Source organism: Bifidobacterium oedipodis (assembly GCF_012932425.1).
Taxonomy (GTDB): Bacteria; Actinomycetota; Actinomycetes; order Actinomycetales; family Bifidobacteriaceae; genus Bifidobacterium; species Bifidobacterium oedipodis.
In genome coordinates this window covers 248,391-270,169 of the sequence record NZ_JAAIII010000001.1, presented here as the reverse complement: position 1 = coordinate 270,169, position 21,779 = coordinate 248,391, and the positions used below count along the sequence as shown (strand labels likewise).

General features: G+C 58.2%; 19 protein-coding genes. 4 read left to right on the top strand and 15 right to left on the bottom strand.

Translation table 11 applies throughout. From position 1 onward, the window contains the following. Positions 1-14 precede the first annotated feature (14 nt). The 5 genes from G1C95_RS01125 to G1C95_RS01105 all read right to left on the bottom strand — a co-directional run bounded on the left by G1C95_RS01125 (position 15) and on the right by G1C95_RS01105 (position 4,221). Positions 15-569, bottom strand: a complete 555-nt coding sequence (locus G1C95_RS01125) for a DUF501 domain-containing protein (RefSeq protein ID WP_169171490.1) — start codon at positions 567-569, stop codon at positions 15-17. Between the two features lie 17 nt (positions 570-586). Beyond that, positions 587-1,138: an FtsB family cell division protein gene (locus G1C95_RS01120; protein WP_169171101.1), complete on the bottom strand. Its 552-nt coding sequence runs from the start codon at positions 1,136-1,138 to the stop codon at positions 587-589. Between the two features lie 83 nt (positions 1,139-1,221). Beyond that, on the bottom strand, positions 1,222-2,520 hold the full coding sequence (gene eno / locus G1C95_RS01115) for a phosphopyruvate hydratase (RefSeq protein ID WP_169171100.1): 1,299 nt from the start codon (positions 2,518-2,520) through the stop codon (positions 1,222-1,224). 119 nt (positions 2,521-2,639) lie between these two features. Then, on the bottom strand, positions 2,640-3,533 hold the full coding sequence (locus G1C95_RS01110; RefSeq protein ID WP_169171099.1) for an aldo/keto reductase: 894 nt from the start codon (positions 3,531-3,533) through the stop codon (positions 2,640-2,642). Positions 3,534-3,582: 49 nt separating this feature from the next. Then, positions 3,583-4,221 carry a hypothetical protein gene (locus G1C95_RS01105; protein WP_169171098.1) on the bottom strand — a complete coding sequence of 213 codons (639 nt, stop codon included), beginning with the start codon at positions 4,219-4,221 and terminating at the stop codon, positions 3,583-3,585. A 134-nt stretch (positions 4,222-4,355) separates the two neighbouring features. On the opposite strand from G1C95_RS01105, the gene G1C95_RS01100 reads away from it, so the two are divergent. Beyond that, positions 4,356-5,033 (top strand): LuxR C-terminal-related transcriptional regulator, encoded by a 678-nt coding sequence (locus G1C95_RS01100; protein ID WP_169171097.1) that lies wholly within the window; start codon positions 4,356-4,358, stop codon positions 5,031-5,033. A gap of 83 nt (positions 5,034-5,116) precedes the next feature. Then, positions 5,117-6,235, top strand: a complete 1,119-nt coding sequence (locus G1C95_RS12685) for a sensor histidine kinase (protein WP_169171096.1) — start codon at positions 5,117-5,119, stop codon at positions 6,233-6,235. 15 nt (positions 6,236-6,250) lie between these two features. On the opposite strand, the gene mfd is transcribed toward G1C95_RS12685, so the two are convergent. The 4 genes from mfd to G1C95_RS01075 form a co-directional block, all read right to left on the bottom strand. Continuing rightward, positions 6,251-9,835, bottom strand: a complete 3,585-nt coding sequence (gene mfd, locus G1C95_RS01090; RefSeq protein ID WP_169171095.1) for a transcription-repair coupling factor — start codon at positions 9,833-9,835, stop codon at positions 6,251-6,253. Further along, positions 9,825-10,424 carry an aminoacyl-tRNA hydrolase gene (gene pth, locus G1C95_RS01085; RefSeq protein WP_169171094.1) on the bottom strand — a complete coding sequence of 200 codons (600 nt, stop codon included), beginning with the start codon at positions 10,422-10,424 and terminating at the stop codon, positions 9,825-9,827. Before pth ends, mfd begins: the two co-directional genes overlap by 11 nt. A gap of 209 nt (positions 10,425-10,633) precedes the next feature. Continuing rightward, entirely contained in the window at positions 10,634-11,164 is a 531-nt protein-coding gene (locus G1C95_RS01080; RefSeq protein WP_169171093.1) for a GNAT family N-acetyltransferase, read from the bottom strand. Further along, the gene (locus G1C95_RS01075; RefSeq protein WP_169171092.1) at positions 11,164-14,448 is read right to left on the bottom strand and encodes a UPF0182 family membrane protein; all 3,285 of its coding nucleotides are present in this window, start codon (positions 14,446-14,448) and stop codon (positions 11,164-11,166) included. Before G1C95_RS01075 ends, G1C95_RS01080 begins: the two co-directional genes overlap by 1 nt. 95 nt (positions 14,449-14,543) lie before the next feature. Between G1C95_RS01075 and G1C95_RS01070 the strand changes: the two genes are divergently transcribed. Continuing rightward, entirely contained in the window at positions 14,544-15,830 is a 1,287-nt protein-coding gene (locus tag G1C95_RS01070) for a glycoside hydrolase family 3 protein (protein WP_169171091.1), read from the top strand. Between the two features lie 72 nt (positions 15,831-15,902). Here G1C95_RS01070 and nadD read toward each other — a convergent pair whose 3' ends face one another. From nadD to G1C95_RS01055, 3 genes are read right to left on the bottom strand one after another with little or no spacing between them, the layout of a single operon-like run. Further along, the gene (gene nadD / locus G1C95_RS01065) at positions 15,903-16,622 is read right to left on the bottom strand and encodes a nicotinate-nucleotide adenylyltransferase (protein WP_169171090.1); all 720 of its coding nucleotides are present in this window, start codon (positions 16,620-16,622) and stop codon (positions 15,903-15,905) included. A gap of 2 nt (positions 16,623-16,624) precedes the next feature. Continuing rightward, positions 16,625-17,197 (bottom strand): phosphoribosylglycinamide synthetase, encoded by a 573-nt coding sequence (locus G1C95_RS01060; RefSeq protein WP_169171089.1) that lies wholly within the window; start codon positions 17,195-17,197, stop codon positions 16,625-16,627. After that, positions 17,194-18,507, bottom strand: a complete 1,314-nt coding sequence (locus tag G1C95_RS01055; RefSeq protein ID WP_169171088.1) for a glutamate-5-semialdehyde dehydrogenase — start codon at positions 18,505-18,507, stop codon at positions 17,194-17,196. The genes G1C95_RS01060 and G1C95_RS01055 overlap by 4 nt, the downstream gene beginning before the upstream one ends. A 159-nt stretch (positions 18,508-18,666) precedes the next feature. Between G1C95_RS01055 and thrC the strand changes: the two genes are divergently transcribed. After that, on the top strand, positions 18,667-20,157 hold the full coding sequence (gene thrC, locus G1C95_RS01050) for a threonine synthase (RefSeq protein WP_169171087.1): 1,491 nt from the start codon (positions 18,667-18,669) through the stop codon (positions 20,155-20,157). A gap of 124 nt (positions 20,158-20,281) precedes the next feature. Here the strand turns inward: thrC and G1C95_RS01045 are convergent, their stop codons facing one another. The 3 genes from G1C95_RS01045 to G1C95_RS01035 form a co-directional block, all read right to left on the bottom strand. Beyond that, entirely contained in the window at positions 20,282-20,785 is a 504-nt protein-coding gene (locus G1C95_RS01045) for a type II toxin-antitoxin system VapC family toxin (protein ID WP_169171086.1), read from the bottom strand. Between the two features lie 6 nt (positions 20,786-20,791). Beyond that, the gene (locus G1C95_RS01040) at positions 20,792-21,142 is read right to left on the bottom strand and encodes a type II toxin-antitoxin system RelB/DinJ family antitoxin (RefSeq protein ID WP_169171085.1); all 351 of its coding nucleotides are present in this window, start codon (positions 21,140-21,142) and stop codon (positions 20,792-20,794) included. Positions 21,143-21,204: 62 nt separating this feature from the next. Beyond that, complete coding sequence (locus G1C95_RS01035) at positions 21,205-21,723, bottom strand: GNAT family N-acetyltransferase (RefSeq protein WP_169171084.1); 519 nt, start codon at positions 21,721-21,723, stop codon at positions 21,205-21,207. Between the last annotated feature and the right edge of the window lie 56 nt (positions 21,724-21,779).

Below are 21,779 nucleotides of genomic sequence, written 5' to 3'. Positions count from 1 at the left end.
TATCCCGTGATATTTCAGTCGATGATGCTGCACCGGCATACGCTGGGATCGAATTCGTCTTTGACGCGTTCCAGCACCATGTCGCCGATTGGATTCGCGCCCGCACCCATTACCAGAGTTTGTGCCAGCAGGGCGTGCAGGCATTTGACGCGCACCGGCATACCACCTGCCGAAGTGCCTTCAATATGTTCTTCGCTGTCGCCCAAACGCTCAGCCAACTCATGGCGGAACGCCAGATACAGCTCATGTGCGCGCCCATAGGCTGCACGCAGGTTTTCATCGGAGGCAAGCATGTCGTTGTAGTCCTGCATGATGCCAGCTGCTTCGACGTGGGACGCGGCTTTAACGGCTTCAGGACCTGTCAGGTAGCAGGTGGTGGGGAAAGGGATGCCTCCGGGCAGCACCGGCCGGGTGACGACGGCGAGCGGACGACCACATACGCAGCGTGCGCCCACGGCCACCATGCCGCGCGGATAACGGCCCAGCTGCGCCTGCACCAGTTCGATGTCCCGATCATTGGCCGGTTCGGCAAGAATCCGGTCGATTAGTTCCTGTGCCCGCTGAATGATGTCGTTATTGGCTGCGTTCACTGTTGAGTTGCCTCCCCCGTGTCTGTTTGATCGCTCTGTTGGTTGGTTTTGGTATCGGACTGGTCGGACTGACTAGTCTGAGTAGACTGATCATCCTTCTCATCCTTTGGCTCATCGGCCTGCTGCAGAGCATAAGACAGTTCACTGTACCATGGCAGCACTTTATGATCGGAATCGTCCGAATCATCCGATTGCTTGCTATCGGTCTCATCGCCGGTCACCGCTTCGGGATGAAGCACCCGCACAGCCTGTTCACCGGGGAATACGAATCCTAAGCGCTCACGTGCCTGAGCGGTTACATAGGCTTTGTCATCCCAGCGCTTGATATCGTTCTCCAAATCCTGTTTCTTGGCAATCAACGAGGCCTCCTCACGTTTGAGACCGTTGAGTTCAGCCAAGTTCAGTGCGTAGGTGTGGAAGGTGGATACCAACTGTATGGTGCCGAGCGCCACAATGAACAGCGAGACGAAGAATGCGATGGGCCCCGCGCTGTTGTTCCGTTTGGTTCGTGTTTTGCCTGATTTGGATTTGCGGGACTGCTTGCTCATAGCTCAATAAAATACCCGCCATGTTCGACGCGGTGGACGAACATGGCGGGTATTCACAAGAACTTTAGCAAATCGCCATTAAATCACTTGGCGATGTACTTCTTGCAGGCCTTGAAGGCGGAGTAGCCAGCGTACTGAGCGGTGGAGCCGAGCTCCTCCTCGATCTCGAGCAGGCGGTTGTACTTGGCAACGCGCTCGCCACGAGCCGGGGCACCGGTCTTGATCTGGCCGGTGTTCTTAGCAACGGCAAGATCGGAGATGGTGGTGTCGGGGGTCTCGCCGGAACGGTGGGACACCATGGAGGTGAAGCCGTTCTTGGTGGCCAGTTCGATGGCGTCGAGGGTTTCGGTGACGGAACCGATCTGGTTGAGCTTGACCAGCAGGGAGTTGGCAGCGCCGAGCTCGATGCCCTTGGCCAGACGCTTCGGGTTGGTCACGAGCAAGTCGTCGCCGACGAACTGCAGACGATCGCCGAGCTTAGCGGTGATGTTGGCCCAGTCTTCCCAGCCTTCTTCCTGGTACGGATCCTCGATGGAGACGATCGGATACTCCTCGATGAGGGCCTCGTAGAAGTCGAGCATGTAGGAGGCGTCACGATCGTCGCCTTCGAAGTGGTACTTGCCGGTCTCCTTGTTGTAGAACTCGGAGGAGGCAACGTCCAGGGAGATGCCGATCTGCTTGCCGGGCTCGTAGCCGGCAGCGGAGATGGCGTCCATGATGTAGTTCAGGGAGTCCTTGTTGGACTTCATCTTCGGAGCGAAGCCACCCTCGTCGCCGAGGCCGGTGTTCAGACCCTGCTTCTTCAGAACGTTCTTCAGGGTGTGGTAGACCTCGACACCAGCCTGCAGAGCCTCAGAGTAGGTCTTGAAGCCGTAGGGGGAGATCATGTATTCCTGAATATCGGTGGCGAAGTCGGCGTGAGCACCACCGTTCATGATGTTCATGTTCGGCACCGGCAGGATGTGGCCGTTGGTGCCGCCGATGTAACGGTAGAGCGGCATGCCGGCGGACTCAGCGGAGGCGTACAGGGCGGCCAGGGACACGCCGAGGATGGCGTTGGCGCCGAGACGGCCCTTGTTCGGGGTGCCATCGAGCTCGATCATCAGATCGTCGAGGGCGCGCTGGTCAGCAGCGTCCATACCGATGACCTTCGGAGCGATCTCTTCGTTCACGGCCTTAACGGCGTTCAGCACACCCTTGCCGCCGTAGACGGACTTGTCGCCATCACGACGCTCCCAAGCCTCGGCTTCGCCGGTGGAAGCACCGGACGGAACCAGACCCAGACCGCGGGCGCCGTCTTCGGTGTCGAGCACGACCTGAACGGTCGGGTTGCCACGGGAGTCGAGAATCTGACGCGCGTACACGCTTTCAATTGCTGCCACAACTACTCCTTAAAACGGTTGTGAATCTTGATTGACGTTTCTAACGATAGTGCGATTTGTGGACGTTATGAACAACACGCCCAAAAATCGATGTGAGCGCTCACATTACTTACGGTTTTCTAACGGCGGATGCCATCAAGATATGCCAATTCGTCAACACTCAGTCTCAGTTCGGTCGCAGCGAAGGAATCCTCGATCTCCTGCGGGTTGCGGGCGGAGGGAATGGTGAACAGTCGATCCCAGCGCGCCAGCTCCCATGCCAACGTCACACGCTGATACGAGCAACCGTGCGCGCGACCCACCTCACGGAACCGATCGAACAGATGTGCGTTGAACGGGTCAAGAAAGCCGCCGAGCGGCGACCAGCAAACAAAGGCCAGTCCAAGCCGTTTGCAGGTCTCCATCGTATTTTCAGGGTCGGGGTGCACCGGCGAGAACTGGTTCTGCACGGCGACAAGCCGCTCCCCCAGTACCTGATGAGCCGTTTCGATATCAGCGCTGCCGACGCGCGAAATGCCGACGTGGCGCGCCACACCCTCATCAACCAAAGTTTTCAGCGCCTCCATTTGCTCAGCATAGGGCACGGCGGGGTCATTGCAGTGTGAATACAGGAGATCCAGTGCGTCCACGCCAAGACGGCGAGCGGATTCTTTAGCCTGAGCGATCATGGTTTCGGGGCGGGCGTCGGCCTGCCATCCATAATGGCCGGCTTCGTCTAGGGTGCGCAGCCAACCGGTTTTGGTGGCCACCAATACTTCGTCGCGTGGGCCTTGCCATGAGGCGAGCGCGTCGCGCACCAAATATTCGCCATAGCCCATATCCTCCGGCTCGCCGGTGCCCGGCTTGCTCGGCAGATAGTACGACCATGCGGTATCGAGGTAGCGCACGCCTGCGTCGAGTGCGGCATGGATGGTGTCGATGGCCTGCGCTCGATTGGTCGGCCGGCCTTCGATGGAAAGCGCCATCACGCCCATGCCCAGGCGTGCAATGTCATATCCTGCTAGTTCGCTCATACGCCCTGAGTCTATTGGTGCCCAGCACGTACCGCAAGCGAACAACCAGTTAGCGCCAGCTGGTCGGATTGTTGAGCATGACATTCCACATCATGCGCACGTGCTGTGGGAACAGGGTAACGAGGTTGTCGTTGTTCTGAAAGTTGCGACCGATGTCTTGTGACGCATCGTCAGTGTGCCGCACTTTCAGTTTGCCTTCGTCGTCTGCCTTCAGCACAATATATTCGGGGCTGGTGCTATCGGGAAAACTCAAGGAAGAGTTTCTGGTCTCTAACGCGACGGCATAGACCGTCACTTCATCCGCATTCGCGACGCAATCGGCGATTGCTACCCCTGTAGTGCCATCATCGTATCCGATGACGGATTCACTGTGCCGTTGGAATACGGCTGTTTGGGTAAGGGACAGAATATCAACGGCAGAATCAGAGCACCGATTGCCATCGACATCCCAGAACGGAGTGATATCAACGAACAGGCTCTTCCCATCTTCGATTCGGGTGGCCTTATACCACAGACCAGTGGAATGCCGAATCGTCATACCCGTTTGCGTGGTTGTACGGCTCACGGCGAATAGCGGCATCCGCCAGTGAAGATAGCGTACTGCATCAACCAGTACGATCGCTGCCAAGCCAAGTGACATAACAACCGCGATGCAAATCGCGCGATACCAGCGATAACGTCCGGTCATGATCCACCTCACTATGAGAAGAAACAGCTTGGAATATCTCTCATTATGGAATCGGTGGCACTCCACAGGCAAGCACGATAAAGAGACCTTTAGTAAGCGGCGTCATACGTTTTTGAAAACATACACTGGATTTCATGAACGCAACTGTTTCATGCGCTCCTGCGCAAACCATCAATATCGGGCTGGTCGAAAACGACCCGTATGCCATGCGCATGATTCGCGCCCATATCGAGCACCTCGATCCTGCGTTCCATGTCATCTGGGCGAGTGCAACCGGGGTTGCAGCATTGCACCACTGCTTCGTGGGCAAAGCACCTCAAGTGCTGGTGTTGGATATGTCACTTACCGATATGGATGGGCTGCACGTATGCCGCACACTGCGCAAGCAAACGGCAGCGATTGGCATTGTCGGCATCACGGCCCTCGATCCGAAAGATTTCATGGAGGATCTTGTGTCTGCGGGTGCGCAGGCCTTGGTTGCGAAAAACGATATCCCCACGCAATTGCGACCGGCTATCCTAGCCGCCGCGGCAGCTGAACCGTATGATCCGGACAGCGAGTCCCCTCGTTTCATGGACACCCTTCACGCTCACCACATGTTGACGGCCATGGACGAATCGGAACGACTCAGCGAGCGCGAACAAACCATCATGCGCCTGTATGCCCAAGGATTGGCCACCAAACGCATATCCCGTTCTCTTGGCATCAGCTCGGCAACCGTATATGTGCACGTTCATCAGGTTATGAAGAAAACCGGCACCTCATCAAGGCAGGAGGCATTGCTTGCATGTGTATCCCGACACTTCCTATAACGCACCATAATCGAGCGATTGCTCACTGTCGTCCATCCGCAGCAATCTTGGCCTGTGCAGCGCTCATCACCATTGCGGATGTCGTGGGCACCATAGCCTTGATGCGCGGTGAATGGTCCGCCGTATTCGGCCCCGCTCCCGCTCTATTGACCATCCTCACCATCGTCACCACCATCGCTATGGCATGGTCGCCGCGCAATGGTGCCATCGCCATCGCATGCATATGGACAATCGCCGCATGCCTGCCACCTACGGCATTCTGCGTCAGTCCTATGCTGATCATCAACCTACTGTTTGCCTGCGCCGTGCTGTCTGCATCGGATGCACTTCTCGCCATGGCAGCGATTACTATCGGCTCACTGGCTATGGCCTGTTTTGGCACGCTAAGCGGCAACCTGCATCTAGATACCTACTTCGGTTGGGCAATGCTGGCGATTGCGCTTACCGGGTTGGATCTCATACTGCTTATCGTGGCGATAACACAGCATCGCATCCGCACCGAACGCGCCCGTATGCGCGAGACGGAACAGCATCATCGCATGTGCATCGTTACCGAACTGCACGACGAAGTGGCCACACGCTTAAGCAATCTGACTTTACGGCTCGAACATGATATCGAAGTCTCGGGCAATATCAGCGCGGAAGCGGCCCGTACCGAATACGGCAACATACGTCAAGAAGTCAACGAAACCTTGGCATATACTCGCCGAATCGTGTCACTGCTGCGCGATAGCAATGCGCAGCAATCTGGTAACGGCAATGTTTCCGAATCGAATCGTTTGTGGCTGGAGCGTGTGCGGCAGACCATGACCCAGCAGTCCGATCGGCTGGCTTCGCTTGGTTTGACGGGCACCATATTGATTGAGGATGCGACAGCTCACGAACTCCCCACATCCGTAGCCGATCTGGCTGTTGGGCTGATCAATGAATTATGCGCCAATATCGGCAAGTACGCCGACCGAGACCACGGATATATCGTATCGGTGCAGGATAAGCCTGACGCCATCGTGATTTCGACCTGCAACACGCCCCGGTTCACGGCAAATGCAGTCTGCAGCGATGGCAAGTCCACCGGACTTGGGCTGTCCTACTATGCCACGGCGCTCGAACGCTTGGGCGGCCGACTGGATATCAATTCGGGCGGAGGTCAGTGGTCCGTGGTGGCCAGGATACCCGTGTCTTACAGCAACGGGTATCGCTGACCCACACGATTCGATTCAGCGCTTTGCGCTCGGATTCCATGCCAGGTCGTCCAGAAGCTGGTTGGCCCACAGGACGATTTGGTCGGAGGTCATGGCGGGTTGACCCAGTGAGCCGTTGAAGGGGGCGGGTACCAGCAGTTGGTGAGTAACCGGCCGGTACTGGCAGCCCTTGTAAATGCGGGACATGCGCATCTGCACGCTTTCGGGCGGGTCGATGCGGCCCACGCGCACACGATTCGATTGGGCGAGGATTTCCGAAATGCCAAGTTTGCGCGCCTTGAACTTGAGGCGGGCGACGTCGAACAGGGTTTCGAATTCGACCGGCGGCTTGCCGTAACGGTCGGTCAGTTCCTCCCGCAGATCCTGCAGATCATGCTCGTCTCGTGCGGCAGCCAACTTGCGGTAGGCTTCGAGGCGCAGCTTGTCGGAGTCTATGTAATCGACCGGAATCGACGCTTCAATCGGCAGGTCGATGCTCACCGCCACCGGTTCGACGGCCTGCTCGGGCTCCTTGTATGCTTCGACGGCTTCGGAAACCATGCGCACATACAGGTCGAAACCCACGCCTTCGATATGGCCGGACTGTTCGTCACCGAGCAAATTGCCGGTGCCGCGCAGTTCCAAATCCTTCATGGCCACGTCGAAGCCGGAGCCCAACGCCGTGTTCTGCGCGATGGTGGCCAGGCGATCATGCGACTGCTCGGTCATCGGCTTGGCAGGATCGTACAGGAAGTAGGCGTAGGCGCGTTCACGGCCACGACCCACACGACCGCGCAACTGGTGCAGCTGCGAGAGGCCAAAACGGTCGGCATGATCCACGATCAGCGTGTTCGCATTGGAAATATCCAGGCCAGTTTCGATGATCGTGGTGCATACCAGCACATCGATGTCACGATGCCAGAAGTCACGGATGATCTGGTCGAGCTGCTTCTCCCCCATCTTGCCGTGCGCGATGCCGACATGCGATTCGGGCACAAGCGTGTGGATTTTCTCGGCGACGTGCGCGATGTCTTCCACGCGGTTGTGCACGTAGAACACCTGTCCGCCGCGCAACAACTCGCGACGCACGGCAGCGGTGACCTGCGCATCCTCGTAGGCACCCACATAGGTGAGCACCGGCAGACGATCCTCGGGAGGCGTGGCCAGCGTGGACATCTCACGGATGCCGGTAACCGCCATTTCCAGGGTTCTGGGGATAGGCGTGGCGGATAGGGAGAGCACATCGACGTTGGTTTTGAGCGCTTTGAGCGTCTCCTTATGCTCCACGCCGAAACGCTGTTCCTCATCGATGATGACCAGGCCCAGATCCTTGAACTTGATCTTCGGGTTCAGGAGTTTGTGTGTGCCGATCACCACATCCACCGTGCCCTCTTGGATGCCGTCGATGGTTTCGTTGACCTGCTTGGTGGTTTGGAATCGGCTCATGGCCGCCACATTCACCGGGAATCCTTCGAAACGTTCCGAGAACGTTTCGTAATGCTGCTGCACCAGCAATGTGGTGGGCACGAGCACGGCCACCTGCTTGCCGTCCTGTACGGCCTTGAAAGCGGCGCGCACGGCGATTTCGGTTTTGCCGAAGCCCACGTCGCCGCAGATCAGCCGATCCATCGGGATCGGCTTTTCCATATCGGCCTTCACTTCGTCAATGGTGGTCAACTGGTCGGCCGTCTCCTGGTAAGGAAACGCGTCTTCCAACTCCTTCTGCCATGGGGTGTCGGGGCTGAAGGCGAAACCTTTGGCTGCCTGGCGCGCCGAATACAGTTTGACCAGATCGTCGGCGATTTCGCGCACGTGTTTTCTGGCTTTGGCCTTGGTGGCCGCCCAGTCGGAGCCGCCGAGCTTGTTGAGCTTGGGGGCTTCGGCACCGATGTATTTGCTGACCTGATCGAGCTGATCGGTGGGGATGAACAGCTTATCCGCGGGAGCGCCACGCTTGGATGGCGCGTATTCGATGACCAAGTATTCGCGGGTGGTTTTATTTGCCCCAACACCGATGGTGCGCTGGCGCATTTCGACGAAACGACCGATGCCATGTTGTTCATGCACCACATAGTCGCCGGTTTTCAGTTCCATCAGGTCGATGGCTTTACGCCTGCGCTTCGGTGTTTTCGCCACGCCCGCCGCGGTGGAGCGACCGGTCAGATCGCGTTCTGTCAGCAACGCGATTTTGGCGGCGTGATCCACGAAACCATCGATGGCGTTGGAGCGGATGACGTCGAAAGTGGTGATGCCGGTGGTGTTGATCGCACGCTTCAGTCGTGCCAAGGTGCCCGCCGCCGCAGCGGTAATGGTCACCTGGTAGCCTGCATCGATTAATCCTTCGATGCCTTGGCTGGCTTTGCTTTCATCACCGCGGAATTCGGCCGGCGCGCCGGCATCGAGCATGACATGGCCTGCCAGGCTGGTGTCCACACCGAAGCTGGTGAGCTTGATAACCTCATGTTCGCTGAAGGCGAGCGAGCTGATGGTCTCTTCATAGTCGAGGAAGCTGGCTTCGTCGAAGCTGATGGGTGCACCGGCACCATGTCCGGAGGCCGCCACATGCCAGCTGGCAGCCAAGAACTCGTTGGCGGTTTTGGCCAGATCCTCGGCGGAGCGGCGCAGCTTTTCCGGGTCGCTCAGCAGTATCACGGCACCCTTGGGCAGCAATGACGGCACCGGTTCCAGACGGTCGACAAGCGCCGGCATCAGGGATTCCATGCCTTCGACCGGAATAGCGTTGGCGATGGATTCGAGCATGTCTTCGGCGTTGGGAATCGAACCAATCAGGGTTTTGGCGCGAGCACGCACAGCATCGGTTAATTGCAGCTCACGGCATGCGGTGGCCCAGATGGTGTTCAATTCCTCGCCGTAAGTGCGCTGGTCGGAGGCGTGGAATTGGTGGATGGCCTCGATTTCATCGCCGAAGAATTCAATGCGCACAGGGTGCGGCGCAGTGGGCGGGAACACATCAAGAATGCCGCCACGCACGGCGAATTCGCCACGATCCATCACCAGGTCCACGCGCGTATAGGCGTTTTCGGTCAGGCGACGTGCGGCTTCATCCAACGGCAGATCCTCACCGGTGGTGAACACCAGCGGTTCCACATCGCCCAATCCTTCGACCACGGGTTGAATCAGCGAGCGAACCGGCATCACCAGGATGCGAATCGGCCCGAACATCGGATTATTCGTATCCGGATGCTTCAGGCGGCGGAAGGTGGCCATACGGCTGGCCACCGTGTCGGCTCGTGGGCTCAAACGCTCGTGCGGCAGGGTCTCCCACGCTTCCAGCTGGGCGATATCGTTCGGGTCGCCGTCATACCAAGAGCGCAGTGAAGCCACGGTTTCCTCGGCTTCGCGGCCCGAGGCCACAACCAGTACCACCGGTTTGGGTGCCGCGCCATGATCCGAATCCCCTTGCGCTATAGCGGCAGCAATGGCCGGACGCAATCCGTCGGGGGCACCTACGGTGATGCTCGGATCCACATCGGATTCGGGCGGCTCGATGCTACCGGTCACCAAAGAGCGGAACGCAGAATCCTTGTGTAATTCGGCCAGTATGCCAGCCAACAGTCCATGCGTGGTGCCGCCGTTGGCAGCGGTGCGTTCAGCGGCCATTGAACTTTTCCTGCGTTTTGTTCAGGCCATGGAAAATGATGTCTTCGGCCGCATCGGCACCATCGGCGAGGAATTCCGGCAGCTGTTTGCGCTGATCAGGGCCGAAACCACCGAGCACCCAGTTGATGGTATTGTCATGCGCGTTCGCACCACGGCGGGAATGCCCCACGCCCATGCGCACGCGAGCGTATTTCGGCGTGCCCAGCGAACGGTCGATGGATTTGATGCCGTTGTGGCCGCCTGCGGAGCCACCGGCCTTGACTTTGATGCGTCCGAAGTCCAAATCCATGTCGTCGTGGATCACGATGATGTGGTCCGGTTCGATTTGGTAGTAGGCGCTGATCGAGGCAACCGCATTGCCTGAGTCGTTCATATAGGTCAGCGGTTTGGCGAGGAAGAACTTGACCGTGCGCCCTTCAAGGTTCATTGCGCCTTTGCCCAACATGGCCAAGCCCTTGTGATCGGCGAAATGCACGCTCCAGCGTTCGGCCAACACATCGGCTGTCATAAAGCCCATATTGTGGCGCGTATCCTCGTATTTTTTGCCCGGGTTGCCCAATCCCGCGATCAGCCAGAAATCCGATGCCATAGCAATCCTCTCATACTCATACAAACGGGTTGATTCTACCCGCAACCATCAACCGCGCACACATCCAAGGTGGCTCAGCCGAGGGTCTCCTCACCGGGCATCCTTATGAGGAGTGTTGGCAAGGTGAACGAACTATGGTTTGGCCCGCAAGGCTGTTGCCGTTGCGGGCCAAATATATGGTTTCGCAGAACCTCAACATCGTAGAAGTTTTACAAATCGAGGTACCAGTAGCTCATATCACGCATGGTGCCGGTCGAATCGGTGGCGGCATCGGGCATGAGGCCGAACTGGGTGAAGCCGAACCTGTGCATCAGCGCGATGGAGCCGGCATTGTCGGCGAAAATAATGCCGCATGCCTTGCGCATATGGCGTTTGCGGCACTCGTCAAGCAATCCGCCCAACAGGAAGGTGCCGACGCCTTTGCGCTGCCATTCGGGAGCAATGTAATAGGCAAGGTCAGTGACCCTGTCGTATCCGGCGCGGGCATAGAACACGGAGAGGGCGCCGAATGCGATGATGCGACGATCGGATGGTTCGTCAGTCGATTCGGCTTCGACCACAAACACCGCGTAGGGCGACTGGTGTGCTTCGATCCATGCGCGACGCTGCTCGAAGGTGCGTGGTGTGGTGTCGGCGCTCGATCCGCCGGCGATCACCGACGCATTGTAGATGTCGGTGATCGCCTGGATGTCGAGCGCGGAAGTCGGATCGGCTTCGCGAATACGGTAACGGACAGCCATTATTCTCCAAGCTCGACGGCCTTGTTCAAGGCCTCCTTCAGAGCGTCCTGAGCCTTGCCATAGGCAGCCCAATCGCCGTCCTGCAAAGCCTTGCGACCATCCTCATAGGCCTGGTTCGCATCCTTAAGCGCCTGCTGGAGGTCGGTGTTACCGCTCGAACCATTGGAATTGCCGTTGGAGGCATCGGACTTGTCGCCGTTGCTGGTTTCGCCATCCGTTGCGCCACCGGTTGTTGTCTGGCTATCGGTGGTGCCGGTGTTGTTGGACGAGTCGCCGGTTGCACTCTCGACGTTGTCGGCATCACCTGCAGCCGCGCCGGAATCACCACCGAAGACTTGGTCGAGCGCCTCATCCAGCGTATCCGCGAAACCGACCTGATCGCCGAAGGCCACCAGCGTTTTCTTCAGCAGCGGGAACGAGGTGGCACCCGAGGACTTCACATACACCGGCTGCACGTAAACCAAGCCGCCACCAAGCGGCAGCGTCAGCAGATTGCCGCGCACCACCTGGGTGTCGCCGGATTGCAGCAGGTTCAGTTCCTTGGACACATCAGCATTGGCGTTGAAGTTGTTCTGCGCCTGTCCAGGGCCGGGCACGTTGGAATCCTTAGGCAACTCCTGCAATCGGATCGTTCCGTAGTTTGCTCCGATTTTGCCGGTTTCGTTTCCAGCGTCGGAGTCGACCGACAGGAATCCCGTGAGGATTTCGCGGGTCGAGGCGCCAGCGGGAATATAGGTGGAGGTCAGCGAGAACACGGGTTCGGCGGTTCCGCCGGTCTGCAGCGTCAGATAATAGGGCGGCTGGAGAATGTCCTGGTCCTGCTGCGCCTGCGATTCGGTGGGGTCAACCGGCGTCTGCCAGAAATCCTCGCCCGAATAGTACTGGTTGGCGGAGGTCACATGATACTTGGACAGCAGTTCGCGCTGCACCTTGAACAGGCCTTCCGGATACCGCAAGTGGCTCATCAGGTCACCGGAGATATCGGAAAGCGAGTGGTACTGGCCGGGGAAGATCTGCTGCCATGCCTTGATCACAGGATCGCTGTCATCCCATACGTACAAATCCACGGAGCCATCGTAAGCATCAACCGTGGCCTTAACCGAATTACGAATATAGTTGGCCTGCTGCTGGCCCAGGGATGTCACCGTGTCGGAGGTGACGGTGGTGGAGTCCTGGGTGGCGGTTCCCAGATCGGTCATCTGCGAATACGGGTAGGCGTCGGAAGTGGTGTAGCCGTCCACGATCCACTTGACGCGGCCATCCACCACAGCCGGGTAGACGCGACCGTCAAGCGTGAGGTATGGTGCCACGGCGGCGACGCGTTCCTTGGGCGAACGGTTGTAAAGAATCTGCGAGTCGCTGTTGACGCGATCGGAGAAGAGGATCTGGTCGGATCCGAATCGGATCGCATACAGGATGCGGCTGACCATATTGCCCACGGACGGGCCGCCGTCACCGGTGAAGGTGGTCAGGGCACCTTCGGAACCGGTCGGATAATCGAACTCCCAGCCCTTGGTCCCCTCGGGAGCGCCGACAATCGCATAGTCGCCGGAATCGTTAAGGTTCGGCGAGAAGTAGATGCGCGGCTCATAATGTTCGCTGTCGGTGAGCTTGCCCTGGGTGGGGATGCCAGATTCGAAGAACATCGGCTGTCCGTCGGCGGTGACCTTGTTGCCGTAGGCGGCCACAACGCCGTAACCGTGGGTGTACACGGTGTGATCGTTGATCCACGAACGGTTGTCGTTGCCGTCAAGATCCAGCTCACGAGCGGCGATGACGGTGTCTTGGGAGACGCCATCGACCTCGTACTTGTCCACGGCGAGCGTATCGGCGAAGGTGTAGTACTGCTTGGACTGCTGCAGCTGCTTGAACGTCGGAGAGACGACCTGCGGGTCAAGCAGACGAATCTGTGCGGTGGTGTCCGCCTCTTCGGCGAGCGCACCCTGCTCGCCCTTGGTAGTGGCCTCGTACTGCTCCGTCTTCAAGTTATCGAGCCCATAGGCGGCACGGGTGGCGTCGATATTGCGCTGGATGTAAGTGGATTCCATCTCCTGTGCGTTCGGGTTGACGCGGAATCGCTGCAGCAGCACCGGCCAAGCGACGGTAAGCACCAGGGCGATGACCACGGTGGCCGCGATGGAAACCACCGGCACACGCCATGCCTTGAGCGCGGCGGAGGCACGCACACCGATGGTGGCCTGACCTTCAAGCGCATGCGAGCGCATCAGCCAAATGCCCAACACCACGCCGAGGATGGCAATGATCGCGGCCATGATGAAGGTGACCGGAATGGTGGCGTGCACGGCGGTGTACTGCGCGCCGGTGATACGCGAACCCTGCGCGGTCAGATGGTCGAATACGCCGACCACCTGATGGGCGGCCAAAGCGAACATATTGAGCATCAGCCAGATGGCGACCTGACGGCGGCAACGCTTGGTGATGGAGAACAGACCACGCCCGTTCACCGGCATGGTGATGCGAATGCCGCCCATCAGCACATGGGTGACGGCACAGAATACCAGACCGACTCCAAGCAGGATGGAAACGGCGGTAAGCACCAGTTTCAGGCCGGGCAGCACGAATACGTAGAACCCGTTGTCCAATCCGAATTGCGGATCGGTGGTGCCGAAGCTCTGTGCGTTGAACATGAGCAGGATTTCGCTCCAATTCGCATTGAATTGGGCACCGAACATCACACCGACGATCAGGGAAATGACCACGGCCACACGGCGCGCGGTTTTGGAACTGACGGATTTGCCCACTTCGATCACGTCACCGTTAATGCGAATGGTCGAACCGTCGGCCGAATCGGGGCGGGCGCGAATTGCCAGCCATGCGGAGATGAAGCCGGTCAGGGCCACGAGCAGCGCGTAGGCGATCCACAGGCCGATTTTCACGCCAAGCTGGGTCCAGACCACGGAGGCGAAGCCAAGCTGGCCGTACCACATCAGGTCGGTGATGAAGCGGGACAAGCCGAAGAACAGGCCGACAATGACGGCCAAGGCCAACACCACGCCGATCAGGATTTTGCTACCACGGCTGGCACCCGGCTGAGAAGCCGGCCTGCGGGTCAGGCGTGGGTTGGCTGGACCTCGCGGCGGACGAGCGCCACCAAAGCCGCCGGCAGGGCCGCTGGTGCGTGCACCGGATGGGCCGTCCCCGTCTGCCTCGACGTTGAGGATAATCGGGTCGTCGCCGTTGGCACGATTGGTGTTGGGGCGGCGGGCGCTCGAATTATCGTCGTCGGAGCCGAACATCATCGAAAAAGGATCAAAAAAAGACATGGCAATAGCCTATCGAAAGGCTGGGAGTTCGCTTACGCCCGGAGCACAAGAACTCTGTCATAATCGACATCATGAGGAAGCAACGTTCACAGCATATGGCTCCATCCGTTTCCACAACGCGTAAGTCCAAGCGTCTCGGATTAGTGATTGTTTCGGTGGCGTGCGTACTGGCTATCGTACTGACGTGCGTTTTCGCCTATGGTTGGACGTCCGCAGGCTTCAGATCATGGCTGAGGCATGATGCCACAGCGCCGGGAAATTCACTATCCTCCGCCCCCGACACTCAGACGGGTAATGCACCAGACGCACTGATCCGTTCCGCCGCGCCCGCGCCGGATATGTCAGATGAAGCCAAGGCGCGCCGGGCTGTGGCGGCTATGAGTTTGGAGGAGCGCATTGGCCAACTGGTGATGGTGCCCCTATTTGCCGGTACGGATCCGGCCTCTTTGCAATCCGTTATCGCCGACCGGTATGCAGGGTCGGTGCTGATTATCGGCAATTGGACCGGTGGCACCGCTCAAGTGCGAACGGCGGTCGACCAATTGCAATCGTATGCGCCTGCAGGCAACCGTCTTTTAGTCACCACCGATCAGGAGGGTGGCTTGGTACAGCATCTGACCGGCCCGGGGTTCGATACGATGCCCTCCGCCACAGCCCAGGGTGCGATGAGCGCCGACCAGCTGTGCGATTCGGCGAAGACATGGGGCGAGCAGCTTGCGCAGGCTGGTATCAATGTCGATTTGGCACCGGTGGCGGGCACGGTGACGACGGATCGCTGGTCGAATGCGCCCATTGGCGCGCTCAACCGTGATTTTGGTTTGGATGCGTCCGGTAATGCTGAGCATGCCATCGCATTCGTGGAGGGGATGCGCCAAGCTGGGGTGCAGAGCGCGATCAAACATTATCCAGGTCTGGGTGCGGTAACCGGTAACACCGATTTCACTGCCGACGGCATTCTTGATACGACCACCGTGCTCAGCGGTCCCGAAGCCGGCGCATTTGACCGGGTGATCAGCGACTCCGATCCGGCCATGGTGATGATGGCCTTGGCTACGTATCAGGCCATCGACCCGAATAATCCTGCGGTGTTCTCCTCCACCATCATCGATGGGCATATTCGCGGCGATCTGAACTATGAGGGCGTCATCACTTCGGATTCGCTGTCAGCGGCGGCCGTCAGCGGCTACGATACCACCCAATTAGGAGTGAAACTGATCGAGGCGGGCGGTGATCTGGCGTGCATTGGGCAGTCGGATTACATCGCACCTATTCTGGACGGTTTGAACGCTCGCGCAGCCGCCGATCCGGCGTTCGCGGACAAGGCGACCCGAGCCGCCGAACGTGTTATAACCCTGAAATTCCGTATGGGTCTTGCACAATGATTCTTCCCGCCAGCGCACATGGAGGAGACTGGCGGGAAATTAGCCGGGCCGTCCTGCTGCCCGGCGATCGGCTTATTCGCGATGGTACAGTCCGTGTTTGCCGATGTACTGCACCACGCCATCGGGCACGAGGTACCACACTGGTTCGTCGTGTTCGGCACGGCGACGTACGTCGGTTGATGAGATGGCCAGGGCAGGAATTTCCAAGGTGTCCACCTTGCCTTCGGGCAAGGTCACCCCGTCCGGCGACGAGTATCCGGGGCGTGTGACGGCCACGAAGTGGGCGAGCTCCCACATGCGCTCGGCGTCCTTCCACTGCATGATTTCGGCCACGGCGTCCGCACCGGTGATGAAGAACAGTTCGGCGTCCGGATGCTGGCGGCGAATGTCGCGCAGCGTGTCGATGGTGTAGGTCACGCCTGGACGGTCGATATCCACGCGGGAAACAGTAAATTTCGGGTTGGATGCCGTGGCGATCACGGTCATCAGATAACGGTCTTCGGCGTTGGTGACATGCTTGTCGAGTTTGAACACCGGCCGACCGGTGGGCACGAATATCACCTCGTCAAGGTCATATACCCACGCCACTTCGGAGGCAGCGACAAGGTGGCCGTTATGAATCGGATCGAAGGTGCCGCCCATGATGCCGATTCGCAGGCGGGTATGCCAGTTGCCACGGGCGGAAAGATGCCCGCGACGCTGCGTGCCGCCTTGCTGTGATAAATCGGACATGCGTCGCGTTGATTCGCCTTGTGTCACAGCGATGATTTCGGTCGGTTCTCGCTCATCCATCGTTAACGTCCCTGTTCGCCGGCGTCACGATCGACGTCCTCGGTTTCTTTCTCGAGTTCATCGGCAGTGGGGCTGGCATCTTTGGGATCGATTTTGTCCATATCTTCATCCCATTCGTCCTGCACCACGCGGCGGATTTCGGCGAAGGTGGGCAGCGGGAAGCCCGGCTGATAGAGCTGACGAATCTCCGCCACGCGTTCGGTGATGCGAATCAGCGTGTCGGTCATGCCATCAAGGTCGCCGTCATGCTCCATATGGCTGAATTTGGCGATATAGCCTTCCATCAGCATCATGTGCTCGCGAACGACTTTGAGCTGCGCCTCATCCAGATCCACAACCTCGGGCGAATCGGTTTCGGGCCAACCAATCAGCACGGCATCCGCATATTCAAGCGATGCACGCTGGGCTGCGGAAGCGATACCATCCTCAATCTGCACGAGGAACACATAGCGTACGATGCTCAACCGTTCGGCTGCGATTTTCAATCCCAGCCGCATATCGTTCAAATCAAGATCGGGGCGCAACGCCGCCGCTCGCAAAGCCGAAGCGGATGTATTCGTTGCGTTATCGCTCATGCTCGCACCTGCCCTGTTCCGTAGCCGATCCATTTGGTGGTGGTCATTTCCGTCAGGCCCATAGGCCCGCGCGCATGCATTTTCTGCGTGGAAATGCCCAGTTCCGCGCCAAAACCGAATACTCCCCCATCGGTAAAACGAGTGGAGGCATTGGCCATTACCACCGCCGAATCAATGCGCTGGGTGAAATCCTCGATGGCCTCATAATCCTCAGCAATGATGGATTCCGTGTGTCCGGTGGAGTGCTGGTTGATGTGGCGGATGGCCTCGTCAAGGCTGGCAACCACTTTGACGCCCATGGTCAGGGCGAGGTATTCAGTATCCCAATCCTCATCGGTGGCGTGCTTAAGCAACTCGCCGGTCACACCTGCGTCTGCACCAGCCGGCGAGCCCGCAATGATGCGATAGCTTTGTTCATCGGCATGCAGTTCCACGCCGGCGGCGAATAGCGCGTCGGCGGCCAACGGCAGGAACTGCTCGGCAATATCCTGATGCACCAGCAGTTTTTCGGCGGCGTTGCATACGCCGACGCGCTGGGTTTTGGCGTTAAGAATAATCGGGATGGCTTTGGTGAAGTCACCGGATTTATCGACGTAGATATGTACGTTGCCGGCACCGGTTTCAATCACCGGCACTTTGGAGTTGCGTACAACGGCCTGAATCAGACCTGCGCCGCCGCGTGGCACCAGCACATCGATATGTCCGCGCGCCTCCATCATGGCGGTTGCACCCGCACGCCCATGGCGGTCGACAGATTGCACCAAAGCAGGGTCGAATCCGTGGGACTGCAAAACTGAAGCGATAACATCCAAGGTGGCTGCATTAGTGTTTTCGGCGGCATGCCCGCCACGCAGCAGCGCAGCGTTACCGGATTTGAGGCACAGACTGGCCACATCGACGGTGACGTTCGGACGAGCCTCGTAAATCATGCCGATCACACCCATCGGCACTCGGGTCTGGGTGAGTCGCAGACCGTTTTCCAACTTGTAGCCGCGCACAATCTGGCCGACCGGGTCAGGCAGCGTGGCCACATGGCGCACGCCCTGGGCCGCAGCAAGCACGCGTGGGCTATCGAAAAGCAGTCGATCAAGTTTGCCTGCATCCATGCCGTCGTCTTCAGCGGCACGCATGTCAAGTGCGTTGGCGGCTTCGATATCCGCCGCATGCTCAATGAGCGCATCGGCGATGGCCATCAATAGCTCGTTCTTGGCCTGCGTATGCGACTGGGCCAAGCGTTGCTGAGCCCGTGCGGCGGCGTCGGCCTGGGCGCATACCGCGTCGAACACCTCACGATTCAATTCATCTGCCATAACCCTTAAGAATAAACCAAACCTTGCCTGCTTGTGGGCAACCGTCTGAAACACGGCATGCAGCGCGCCGCCTCACCATTCGGGCCATGCCCCTACTCTGCCCACGGCCCACGGTAGACTTGTAGCGTTTCTTACCCCGCAAAGCTCAAAGGATTCGCCGTGACGACCACGTTCCATTCCACTCGTAGCACCACCGATTCGCTGACCGCCAAGCAGGCGATCCGAAAGGGCATCGCCGATGACGGTGGCCTGTTCGTTTCCGATTCGCTGGGAGAAACCAAGGTGGATATCGCCTCGCTACCCGGCAAGACCTATCAGCAGATCGCTGCCGAAGTGCTGGGCGCACTGCTGCCGGACTTCACCGAAGCCGAGCTGGCACAGTGCATCGCCGACGCCTACGGTTCGCAGTGGTCGGACGAACGCATCACCCCATTGAAGCCGTTGGGCGATGATTACATTCTCGAACTGTTCAATGGCCCAACCTCCGCATTCAAGGATGTGGCTCTGCAAATTCTTCCCCGTTTCATGGCCCACACCACCCCGGCCGACGGCGACCCGGATGAGAAGATCATGATTCTGACCGCCACCTCCGGCGACACCGGCAAGGCCGCACTGGCCGGTTTCGCTGATGCGCCGGGCACCGCAATCACCGTCTTCTACCCCGAAGGCAAGGTGAGCCAGGTGCAGGAGCTGCAGATGACCACGCAGCTGGGCGCCAATGTGAACGTAGCCGCCGTCAAGGGCAACTTTGATGACGCACAGTCCGCGGTCAAGCGCATTTTCGGCGACAAGGCATTGGCCGACCAGCTTGCCTCTGATGCGCATGTGGTGCTCTCCTCCGCCAACTCGATTAACGTGGGTCGTCTGGTGCCGCAGGTTGTCTACTACTTCTCCGCCTACGCGCAGCTGCTGGAGGCCCAGACCATCAATGTGGGCGACGAAGTGGAGTTCGTGGTACCGACCGGTAACTTCGGCGATATTCTCGCTGGCTACTACGCCAAGCTGCTGGGCCTGCCCGTCAAGCATCTGGTCGTCGCCTCCGACAAGAACAATGTGCTGTTCGACTTCCTGACCACCGGCACCTACAACCGTCAGCGCCCGTTCTTCCAGACCATCAGCCCTTCGATGGATATTCTTATTTCCTCGAATCTTGAGCGTATGCTCTACTACCTCTCCGATGGTGACACTCGTCTGATTGCCATGCTGATGAATGATCTCAACCAGTGGGGTGCCTACGAGGTTCCGGACACGCTGCTGGCTCGCATTCGCCAGATTTTCGGCACCGGCTGGGCCGATGAGGATCAGGTGCGCGAATCGATCAAGCATTGCTGGGACAAGAACCACTATGTGATCGACCCACATACCGCCTGCGGCTACTATCTGCTGGAACAGATGCCACGCGACCCGCTTACCCCGCGTGTGCTGCTGTCCACCGCCAGCCCCTATAAGTTCCCGCGCGTGGTCAATGAATCACTCGGCTTCGATGCGACCGGCACCGACTTCGAGTGCATGGATGTGCTTGCTCGCGAAACCGGCACAACCGCCCCGGCCGCACTGCGCGGCTTGGAGAACGCTGACGTGCGTTTCGACACCGTGGTGGACATCGACGATATGGAACGTTTCGTCGCCTCCGCCGCTTCGCAACTGTAATATCCAAACCAATGTGATGTGGGTGGGCCCGGTCGCTGAACAAACAGCGACCGGGCCCACCCACATCACTACTGCTTAACCTTGCCAATTCCACGACAATTGTCAAGCGTTCCGCTGTATATGATCATCCTAGCCAAGCAAGGACATGCTTTGGCGTCATACAGATTCCAGGAAAATGTTTAATCAGCTGCCCGTCATATGTAACGACATATTTAGCAGACATTGAATCCGCTGCGGACATCACCAAGTTGTCTTCAAAATCAGGGTGATGTCTTCTCAGTTCTACAGCGCTCTCGCAAACATCCTGATCAACACCCACAATCCCATATAACGCCATCGCATCACGAATAGCATGCCAAGAAACATCACGAATCAGCGCATCCAGCTCATGTTGTGGCAAATTCATACTGTTGGGCGATAATTTGCGACGGTACGCACGCGGCATGATGTAGAACATGTCTTTTAGTGACGTGGCCGTCAACAATACATCAATATCTTTATCCGCGCATGTGTTCAGGAAACATCGAATTTCGTCAACAACCACTTCGTTACCCAAAGCGTAATTCAACGCCACATTGGTATCCACCATGACACGAATTCTGCGATTGCGACGAGGCAGATCAGACATGATGCATCACTCCTCGGCCCCTTGATGACGAATATACTCATCCGCCCTTTCGTCGTACATCAAATTTTGAAGCGTCTCATTGGAGAGATAATCCACTCCAAACGAAGCATTATCGATGATATTCGCGTCAAGCAGCTCACGAGTTGCGCGACCCGCTGCACATGCGATAAGCCGCTTGCGTTCCGCTCTGTTCGTTTCAGATCGTGTCATGAACTCGGGAAGGTCACGATTGCGATCCAAGTATTCCCATAATGAACGCACCGCGGCGCTCGGACTGATGCCCTTTTCGGACAGCACCTTGTCGCCGCGTTGCTTTAATTCCGCATCCAATCGCACATTCATTTGCATCGTCGCCATCGCACACCTCCATATTGCTATACAAGTATAGCAGTCTTAATGGCGCGATGCCTTGAAACAAGCTAGTAATTCACCATTTCGGATTCAGCGTTTCTGCCGTCGTCTTCAACCTGAGTAGCTCCGGTGAAATGGAATCCCATATGCTGGTAGAACGCTATGGCATTGGCATTACCGTCGAACACCCATAATGCCAGTTTCGGATTGTTGAATGTGTTGCCCGCAGCTTCAACCAGCGCGCGGCCGGCACCGTGGCGATGATGGTCGGCCAACACGTAGAGCGAGGCGAGTTCGACGGCTTCGGGATGATTCATGGGCTCACGCGGATGCCGCAGTACTTCGGCAAAACCAATGACGTGCTCATCGCCGCTTATCTCATCGGTTTCCAAAGCCACCAATGTCACCGCCTGCCCCGGATCGCCCTGAGCATGGCGGCGAGTGAGCTGCAAAGCGAATTCCGGCGTGATGGCTTCAATAATATCTTGGGGCAACGTCCCCTCATAAGTCTGACGCCATGTAATGGATTGCACTTCGGCTTTTTCTTTGAACCATCTCGGCTCAATCGGTATAACAGTAATCGTCATAACGCCCCCATTAACGTAAATGAATTCCGGTGACGATGATACGACATATACTCCAC

What these genes read in the sequence shown, in the direction of transcription:
- G1C95_RS01110 (WP_169171099.1), bottom strand. Translation starts at nt 3,533, where the DNA reads ATGAGCGAACTAGCAGGATATGACATTGCACGCCTGGGCATGGGCGTG.
- G1C95_RS01120 (WP_169171101.1), bottom strand. Translation starts at nt 1,138, where the DNA reads ATGAGCAAGCAGTCCCGCAAATCCAAATCAGGCAAAACACGAACCAAA.
- G1C95_RS01060 (WP_169171089.1), bottom strand. Translation starts at nt 17,197, where the DNA reads ATGAGCGATAACGCAACGAATACATCCGCTTCGGCTTTGCGAGCGGCG.
- pth (WP_169171094.1), bottom strand. Translation starts at nt 10,424, where the DNA reads ATGGCATCGGATTTCTGGCTGATCGCGGGATTGGGCAACCCGGGCAAA.
- nadD (WP_169171090.1), bottom strand. Translation starts at nt 16,622, where the DNA reads ATGGATGAGCGAGAACCGACCGAAATCATCGCTGTGACACAAGGCGAA.
- G1C95_RS01100 (WP_169171097.1), top strand. Translation starts at nt 4,356, where the DNA reads ATGAACGCAACTGTTTCATGCGCTCCTGCGCAAACCATCAATATCGGG.
- G1C95_RS01045 (WP_169171086.1), bottom strand. Translation starts at nt 20,785, where the DNA reads ATGTCTGATCTGCCTCGTCGCAATCGCAGAATTCGTGTCATGGTGGAT.
- G1C95_RS01080 (WP_169171093.1), bottom strand. Translation starts at nt 11,164, where the DNA reads ATGGCTGTCCGTTACCGTATTCGCGAAGCCGATCCGACTTCCGCGCTC.
- G1C95_RS01105 (WP_169171098.1), bottom strand. Translation starts at nt 4,221, where the DNA reads ATGACCGGACGTTATCGCTGGTATCGCGCGATTTGCATCGCGGTTGTT.
- mfd (WP_169171095.1), bottom strand. Translation starts at nt 9,835, where the DNA reads ATGGCCGCTGAACGCACCGCTGCCAACGGCGGCACCACGCATGGACTG.
- G1C95_RS01055 (WP_169171088.1), bottom strand. Translation starts at nt 18,507, where the DNA reads ATGGCAGATGAATTGAATCGTGAGGTGTTCGACGCGGTATGCGCCCAG.
- G1C95_RS01035 (WP_169171084.1), bottom strand. Translation starts at nt 21,723, where the DNA reads ATGACGATTACTGTTATACCGATTGAGCCGAGATGGTTCAAAGAAAAA.
- G1C95_RS01040 (WP_169171085.1), bottom strand. Translation starts at nt 21,142, where the DNA reads ATGGCGACGATGCAAATGAATGTGCGATTGGATGCGGAATTAAAGCAA.
- G1C95_RS01075 (WP_169171092.1), bottom strand. Translation starts at nt 14,448, where the DNA reads ATGTCTTTTTTTGATCCTTTTTCGATGATGTTCGGCTCCGACGACGAT.
- G1C95_RS01070 (WP_169171091.1), top strand. Translation starts at nt 14,544, where the DNA reads ATGGCTCCATCCGTTTCCACAACGCGTAAGTCCAAGCGTCTCGGATTA.